The organism is uncultured Fretibacterium sp., assembly GCF_938040765.1.
Taxonomy (GTDB): domain Bacteria; phylum Synergistota; class Synergistia; order Synergistales; family Aminobacteriaceae; genus CAJPSE01.
Genome location: NZ_CALIAA010000302.1, coordinates 1 through 7995, shown reverse-complemented (window position 1 = coordinate 7995; position 7995 = coordinate 1). Strand labels below are relative to the sequence as shown.

7 protein-coding genes are annotated in these 7995 nt (G+C 61.8%); 3 read left to right on the top strand and 4 right to left on the bottom strand.

The annotated features are described in order from the left end of the window. The 3 genes from Q0176_RS10570 to Q0176_RS10560 form a co-directional block, all read left to right on the top strand. The coding region (locus Q0176_RS10570; protein ID WP_366797457.1) for a transcriptional repressor at nucleotides 1–413 on the top strand (413 nt) is incomplete at its 5' end. A gap of 88 nt (nucleotides 414–501) precedes the next feature. Then, the gene (gene ahpC / locus Q0176_RS10565) at nucleotides 502–1065 is read left to right on the top strand and encodes an alkyl hydroperoxide reductase subunit C (RefSeq protein ID WP_299302667.1); all 564 of its coding nucleotides are present in this window, start codon (nucleotides 502–504) and stop codon (nucleotides 1063–1065) included. Beyond that, a complete protein-coding gene (locus tag Q0176_RS10560; protein ID WP_299302665.1) occupies nucleotides 1065–2696 on the top strand; it encodes an FAD-dependent oxidoreductase in 1632 nt (543 codons plus the stop codon). The genes ahpC and Q0176_RS10560 overlap by 1 nt, the downstream gene beginning before the upstream one ends. A 335-nt stretch (nucleotides 2697–3031) precedes the next feature. Here the strand turns inward: Q0176_RS10560 and Q0176_RS10555 are convergent, their stop codons facing one another. From Q0176_RS10555 to Q0176_RS10540, 4 genes are all read right to left on the bottom strand, one after another. Next, entirely contained in the window at nucleotides 3032–5671 is a 2640-nt protein-coding gene (locus Q0176_RS10555; protein ID WP_299302662.1) for a flagellin, read from the bottom strand. Nucleotides 5672–5866: 195 nt separating this feature from the next. Then, nucleotides 5867–6169 carry a carbon storage regulator CsrA gene (gene csrA, locus Q0176_RS10550; RefSeq protein ID WP_299302659.1) on the bottom strand — a complete coding sequence of 101 codons (303 nt, stop codon included), beginning with the start codon at nucleotides 6167–6169 and terminating at the stop codon, nucleotides 5867–5869. Continuing rightward, nucleotides 6169–6651 (bottom strand): flagellar assembly protein FliW, encoded by a 483-nt coding sequence (locus Q0176_RS10545; RefSeq protein ID WP_299302656.1) that lies wholly within the window; start codon nucleotides 6649–6651, stop codon nucleotides 6169–6171. The genes csrA and Q0176_RS10545 overlap by 1 nt, the downstream gene beginning before the upstream one ends. Before the next feature lie 70 nt (nucleotides 6652–6721). Then, the coding region (locus Q0176_RS10540) for a flagellin (RefSeq protein WP_299302653.1) at nucleotides 6722–7995 on the bottom strand (1274 nt) is incomplete at its 5' end.

Genomic DNA, 7995 nt, shown 5'->3' with positions numbered 1-7995 from the left:
TAATTCTAAGTACGGAGAGCGGCATGGCAAAGTACAGCAGCGGCATCCTGGAGATCGTGAACAGGGTGGGGGGTCATATGACCGCCGAGCAGGTTTTTCTGGAGATGAAGAGGCAGTATCCCTCCGTCGTTATGGCGACGATCTACAACAACCTGAACTCCCTCTGTGCACAGGGTGCGATCCGCAGACTGAGTGTGGAGGGACAGCCGGATCGCTACGACCGCACTCTGCGGCACGACCATCTGGTCTGTCGGGGATGCGGGAAGCTCAAGGACGTCTTTCTGGGGGACCTTACGGAATACCTGAGGACGGAGACGGGGCTCCATATCGATTCCTACGATCTCAAACTCTCCTACGTCTGTGACGAGTGCCGCGGAAAGGCACGCCCGGAGGGGCGTAAAGAACAGGGTTGACCGGGCGGGACATCCGCTGTTGGAGCTCCGCCCTGCAATGGAACAACGCGTCGGACGAACCGACGCATATCTTAAGGAGGAATTTCTGATGTCCATGATCAACAAAGAAGTTAGCGATTTCAAGGTTCAGGCGTACCATAACGGTGAGTTCAAGACCGTCACGAAGGCGGATATTCTCGGAAAGTGGAGCGTTTTTTTCTTTTATCCCGCGGACTTCACCTTTGTCTGCCCCACGGAGCTCGAGGACCTGCAGAACAAGTATGCCGACTTCAAGAAGGCGGGCTGCGAGATTTACTCGGTCTCCACGGACACCCATTTCGTCCATAAGGCATGGCACGACGAGTCCGATCGCATTGGGAAGATCACCTATCCGATGCTGGCGGACCCCACGCACGCGCTGAGCAGGGACTTCGAGGTGCTGATCGAGGACGCCGGCCTGGCGGAGCGCGGCAGCTTCATCGTGAATCCCGAGGGGAAGATCGTGGTGTACGAGGTCAACGCCGGCAACGTGGGCCGCAATGCCGAAGAGCTGTTCCGCCGCCTGCAGGCCAGCCAGTTCGTGGCCGAACACGGAGATCAGGTCTGCCCGGCGAAGTGGCAGCCCGGCGCGGAGACCCTGAAGCCGAGCCTGGACCTGGTTGGCAAACTCTGATGGACGACCGGAACTTTTATGATGTTGTCGTAGTAGGGGGAGGGCCTGCCGGTTTGACGGCAGGCCTCTACCTCGCCCGCGCCTGCTACCGGGTGCTGGTTGTCGAGAAGGAGACCTTCGGCGGTCAGATCACGATCACCTCCGAGGTCGTGAACTATCCCGGGGTGGGACGGACGAACGGACGGGAACTGACCGAGGCCATGCGCGTCCAGGCCGAGGGCTTCGGCGCGGAGTTCCTGATGGCCGAGGTGACGGATCTGGAGCTGGATGGGGACGTCAAGAAGGTCCATACGGACCGGGGCGTCTACTCCTGCTTCGGGGTCCTGATCGCGACGGGTGCGCATCCGAGGATGATCGGGTTCCCCGGCGAGGCGGAGTTCCGCGGCCACGGCGTGGCCTACTGCGCGACGTGCGACGGGGAGTTCTTCACGGACAAGGAGGTCTTCGTCGTCGGCGGCGGTTTCGCCGCGGCGGAGGAGAGCGTCTTTCTTACCCGGTACGCCCGTCACGTGACGGTACTGATCCGCGGGGACGGCTTCAGCTGTGCCGAGGCGACAGCGCAGGCGGCCCTGAGCCATCCTAAGATCACGGTGCTGACGAACACGCAGGTGGAGGACGTCTCGGGCGATACCGCCCTCCGCAGGATTCGGTACCGGAACTCCAGGACAGGGGAGGAGACCGAGTTCTCCACGGGCGGGAACGACACCTTCGGCGTGTTTGTGTTCGCGGGCTATGCTCCGGACACGGAACTGGTCAAGGGAAAGGTAGAGCTCGATCCTCAGGGCTACGTTATCACCGACCGCAATCAGAAAACCAGCCGGGACGGCGTCTATGCCGCGGGCGACGTCTGCGTGAAGAACCTGCGTCAGGTCGTCACCGCCGTTGGCGACGGGGCGACGGCGGCGACGGAGCTGGAGAAGTACGCGGCCGTCATGCAGACCAAAACGGGCCTCCACCCCCAAAAACCGGTTCGCAGGGACGCCGCCCCGGAGCGGAACACAAAGGCCGAGGCGAAACAGTCCTCGGAAGGGGGGCTCTTCCCGCCGGAGATGCGCCAGCAGATGGACGTCATTTTCGAGCGCATGGAGCGGAAGCTGGTTCTGGAGCTCAGCCTCGACGATCGCCCCGTCTCGCGCGAGCTCAAAGGCTACATGGAGGAGCTGGCGGGAGTGACGGACAAGCTGACCGTGAGGACGGGCACGGGGCTCCCCGAAGCCGAGCTGCCCTGCGTCAGGGTCCTGAAGGAGGATGGCACGGAGACCGGCCTGGCCTTTCATGGCGTCCCGGGCGGGCACGAGTTCACCTCCTTCCTCTTGGGGCTTTACAACGCTGCGGGGCCAGGCCAGCCTCTGGATGACGAGACGAGGGCAAGGATCCAGGGGATTGGAAGGGCAATCCGCATGAAGATTCTGGTCTCCCTCTCCTGCACGATGTGCCCGGAGCTGGTCGCGGCCGCTCAGCAGATCGCGTCGCTGAACCCGCTGGTGACGGCGGAGGTGTACGACATCAACCATTTTGAGGCCATGAAGGACCGGTACAACGTGATGAGCGTCCCCTGTCTCGTGGTCAACGACGATGAGGTGATGTTCGGCAAGAAGAGCGTTCAGCAGCTATTGGACAAGATCGGTTAAAAAGATTTCGGCCATGCGTCCCTCCTCGGCGACTTCAAGCATCTCCTGGAGAGCGTCAAGGCCATCAAAGCGGACGCGGACGCCTCCAACAACTACCTCGTCTCCGCAAAGATGGACGGCTACATCGAGAGCTACAGCAAGGCGATCTGGATGATCTCGCAGGCGTCAATGTAGGGCGCGGGCCGTCGGGTGAATTCGAGTGAAAGAGGGGCCAAAGGGCTCCTCTTTTTTTGCTTGCCGGGTTGTAAATCCAGGGGCTCATGACGCAACGAGGGGAGCCGAAGCCCCCCTCGCTGCGTTACCTGTTTTCAACTCAGAACTTATCCGGTCCCGAGCTACCCGCGGATGAGGCTCAGTACCGTCTGCGGAAGCTGGTTTGCCTGCGCCAGCATCGCCGTGCCCGACTGGGACAGGATTTGGAGCTTCGTGAAGTTCAGCATCTCCAGGCTCATATCCGCGTCGCGGATTCGGCTCTCCGCCGCCGTCAGGTTCGTGCCCGTCGTCGTCAGGTTCGTCACCGTGTGCTCCAGGGAGTTCTGGAACGCCCCGATCTTCGCCCGCTGCGTCGACACCTTCGCGATCGCGTTGTCCAGGATCGAGATGGCACGCGCCGCGGAGACACGGTCCGTCACGATCACCCGCGTCACCCCAAGGGCGTCCGCGGACATGTTCCCGATGTCGATCGCAACGTCCTCGCCCTCGTTCGCCCCAACCTGGAACACCGTGCTGTTGTCCACGAGGTGCAGGATCGTCTCGTAGGGCGTATCGATCTTCTTCAGCTCGAAGTTCCTCAGGTTCTCGTTCCACTCCACCCTGATGTTCGCCATCGGGTCGAACTCCACGTCCACGTTCGGGTGAATCACCCCGATCAGCTGGTTGCCCGACACCGTCACGTTGTTCACCACCGTCGCCCCGTTGTGCGCGTCGTAGATGGAGGCCGTAAACGAGTTCTCCTTCGCCTCCTGCACCACGTTCAGCGACAGCGCCTTGATCAGGTCCTCGTCGCCCGAGAACGACAGTCTGCCCGCGGCGCCCGCCACCATGGAGCGGATGATGAACGTGCCCGGAACCGTCTCCAGGCCGTACTCCTGCTTCGTCCCCTCCTCGACGAAGGTGACGAAGCTGTTCGCATGGCTCACCGCGAAGCGCGCCTGGCCCAGGCCGTTCGCGATCGCCCCGTTCAGCTTGCTCCGAAGCTCCGCGAGCGTGTCCGTGGCGTAGAGCGTGATGGAGGTGTTCTTGCCGTCGCCCTGGGCGATGTTGATGGTCTGCGGGTCCGTCAGGAGGAATCGCCCCTGGCTGTCCCAGAACTTGTCCAGGTCGCGCAGGTGCACGTCCTTCTTGGCCACCTGGCCGATGTACGCCGCCTCGAACGTCGCCAGCGTCTTGTCCGCCGTCATCTTGGTGGCGTTGGTCTTCAGGACGATGTCGCCCTCGTAGACCGTGCCGTTCTTGCTGTTCAGGTAGAAGTTCCGGAAGTGCAGCTCCTTCTCCGTCACTTTTTCGGCATCCAGGCCGAACTTCAGGGTCTTGTCCGTGACGTTGCCCCCCCACTTGAAGGGCCAGGTTTCCGTCTGCGTCCCGCTGACCTCCACCGTGATGTCCTTGGCCGCCGTGCCGGTCTTTTTGGTGACGTTGTGGACGAACTTGCTGCCGACGCTGAAAGCCCCCGTCATCCCCGCCTTGAGTTCGAGCTTGAACGCTCCGGTAGATCCCAGCCCCAGCTTTTCGCTGAGGTCAACCGCATCTCCCTCGGTCAGGACGATGTTGTCGTTTACTTTGGTGGTCACGGTGCCGTCCGGCCTCAGGATGTTGGCCGTCGCCTTCAACGTCACGCTCTTCGACTGTGCGTTGACCGAGACCACCTCGTAGAGGATGCTGGCGTTATTCTTTAGATTAGCATCCGTCACATCAGGGGTGAGAAGATCTGGTAGCGTAGCGGGTACTTCAGTAGAGTCTGTCGTCGGGAAGGCTGTCGCAAAACTGGCGCCAATATCTCCATCAGTAATCTTGATTGCCCCTACAGCCGAGGATAGAACAAGTTTGGTTCCGTCTTTAGAGGCAAGGCCCGCATGTGCCGTGTTGATCGCGGTCACGATCTCATCCAAGGTGGGGTCTGTCCCGGCGGCAGTCAACGTAACCTCCTTACTAACGCCGTTGACGGAAACATTGATTTTTTTACCTTTCGTACCTGCGGGAACCGGTGTCACTTCCAGTTTATGAAACTTCCCGGAGAACCCATACTGCCCCGTGACGGCCACGCCGGAGTCGGCCGCGGCAGCGGCCGTCTTCACCGTGTAGCTCCCCGCCGGGAGGTTGTCCACCCGCAGCCCGGACACGCCCGCCTGATCGTTCAGGCTGACGCCCATCACCACGTTCTTGTGCTTGATCTTGAAGACGTCCGTCTTCATCGCCTCGGCCTGGCCGGGGTTCGCGTTGATCTGAATCTTGTAGTTCCCCTCGAACGCCGCCTTCTGGCCGAACCGGTCGATCTGGCGCAGAGAGCCGCGGATATACGCCTTCGTCGCCAGGTCGTTCGACGACCACAGGCCCGCGGAGCTCCCGTCCAACAGACGCTTCTTGTTGAACTGCGTCGCCGTCGAGGTCCGGTCGATCTCGCTCTTCAGCTGGTCGATCTCGAGCTGGATGTACTGCCGGTCCTGCTGCGTCAGCGTGTCGTTCGCCGCCTGAACCGACAGCTCCCGCATCCTCTGGAGGATGCTGTGCACCTCGGACAGCGCGCCCTCCGCCGTCTGGAGCATCGAGATGCCGTCCTGCGCGTTGCGCACCGCCATGTTCAGGCCGTTGATCTGCGAGCGCATCTTCTCGCTGATGGCCAGCCCCGCCGCGTCGTCCGCCGCCGAGTTGATCCTAAGGCCGGTGGACAACGTACGGATGGACTTCTGCAGCGCGTTGTTCGTCGCATTCAATGCATTGTAAGCGTAAAGCGCCGGTATGTTGTGGTAAATCCTCATGTTCTCTTAGCCTCCTGCGTCCGGGGCTTCCTGCCCCGCATCACAAAATCCGAACCTTGCAGACCATCCTGGTCTCCCTTGAGCGCTCAAAACAAACGGCAAAAACTTAACAAAAATTCAACGGAAATTCAAGTCGCGTCCTTCGCGGCCGCATCCCACCCTTCCATGAACATCTTGAAGTATTCCTGTTGAAATCTATTCCTCCCGCCTCGGTTTCCCGGGGTGAACGGTCCTGATCTTGGACAGCCGCGAGAAGGCCGATACGGGCAGCTGCGGCGTCGGGACCGTCTGGGGCGAATTTTTGTCCACTCTGGCCGCCTTGGCCGCCGCCCTGTTCTCCTCGACGATGACGTCCCACAGCTCCTTCCGCCATATCTGCGTTTTCTGCGGCGCGTTGATGCCCAGGCGCACCACATCGCCCCTCACGTCGATGACCGTGACCTCGACGTCGGTCCCGATCTGGATGGACTCGTTGATCTTTCTGCTGAGGACCAGCATCAGCTCGTCTCCCCCTGGAGGATCGCCGTCCGCTTCATCGTCTCCCGAACGTCCTCCGGAAAGACGACGTGACGGATGGGATACTCCTCGTTCAGGGCGATCACTTGAACGGCCCGGTGCGTCTTGAGGTTCAGCAGGATCGGGGCCCTCAGGTTGGCGGTCATGTTCCACGGCGCCGCCTCCGGGATGGACACCACGATGAGGAGCGCCAGGTCCGACGGGTCCATCGAACCCACCAGCTCCAGCTCGTCCTCAGGGATGCGGGCGTTGTAGTCCGGCATCACGGCGTCCGGCGTCGTCACCGGCAGGGCCAACGCACCGTCCTCGATGTTCTGCAGCCATTTGACGGCCTTGTCCTCGTCCCCAACAAGGACCCAGCTCCGGTTGTTCTCAAACGCGGGAAGGCCGCGGGGAAAGGACAGGACGTCGTCCTGCGTGTACGTAATCTCTCCAAAGCGCTCGCTCACAAAAGTCTCCGGCATTTTTCTATCCCTATACCCTGTCCTTTATGTTCCTCGTCCATCCTGTTCCTCGTTCGTCCCCGGCCGCACGCTACCTCAGAAAGTTCAGCAGCGTCGGCTGGATGATCTGGGAGATGACCGACAAACTGGCCTCCTGCATGAACTTGGCCATCATCAGCTCCGTCATCGCCTCCTCCGGCTTGACCGAGACCAGGTCCTGCAGGGACTCGGTCATCTGGACGTCATCGGCCACCAGCCGCGCCTTGTTGCTCTCGTAGCGGTTCTGGAGCGCCCCGTTGGTGGAGAGCACCTTGAGAAGGTTGTCGATGAAGCGGTCGATGCGCGGGAGCATGACGTCGGAGATCGCGGTGCGGTTCTCGGACTTCACGGCGGCGATCACGTCGTCCAGCACGCCGAAGATGTCCTGTTTTCTCTGGTTCGCCCCGCTGCGGATCGTCACGTTCTGCGTGTGCATCGTGTTGTCGCCGTTTGGACCCGGCCGGGCCGCGTCCTCCAGCTTGTAGCCGCCCCGATAGGGGGTTTTTGCCGAAACGCCCGCGCCAAAGAAGGTGTCGGTGATGTCCGAGTCGAACGAGCCGTCCGCCTTCAGCTGGGAGGCCTTCGCCGCAACCGCGTATCCCCGCGGCGACCACAGGACGAGGTGTCCGTCCTTGTTCAGCTCGGCCCGTACGTCGTAATCCTGCATTCGGGCGTTGATCGTTGCAACCAGGTCCTGCACGTCCATCCTGCCGTTGCCGTTCGTGTCGCGCATCGCCGTCAGGTCGATGGTGTGGGTGTATCCCGCCACGGTGACGTCGAAGGTCCGTGCCGGGGTGTGACCCTCCTCCCACATCTCCGCCGGAAGCAGGTTCCCCGCCGCATCCAAAAAGCTTTTTTCGCCCTGAATGCCGGTGTTCAAGGCCAGCTTCTCCCGTGCCACACTGCCCTTGACGTCCACCACGTTGACGGCGGAGCCGTCCCTGGCCGCGATGGAGAGGATGGGATAATCGCCCGCCTGACCGTTCTTGTCCCCCATCCGGGCGTCGAAGTAGTTCACGTAGAGCCAGTCTCCCGCCTGGGAACGCAGCCGGTCCATGACGCTCTTCACCGTGTCGTCCGCGGAGACGTCGATCTCGACCTTCCGTCCCAGGGACTCGAAGCGGATCGTGCCCGCCTTGCCGATTTTCTCGCCGTCCTTCAGGCCGGCGGCGGCCCCGCCTTTCCTGGCCCCCATGTTGCTGGTCACGCCCGTGTGGATGCCCATCTGGGCGGCGATGCCGCCGGAGTAGTCCGACCATGCGGGGTCGGAGACCGGCAGGTCGACGACGGAGAAGGACGCTCCGGTCACCGTGTAGAGGGATGCGG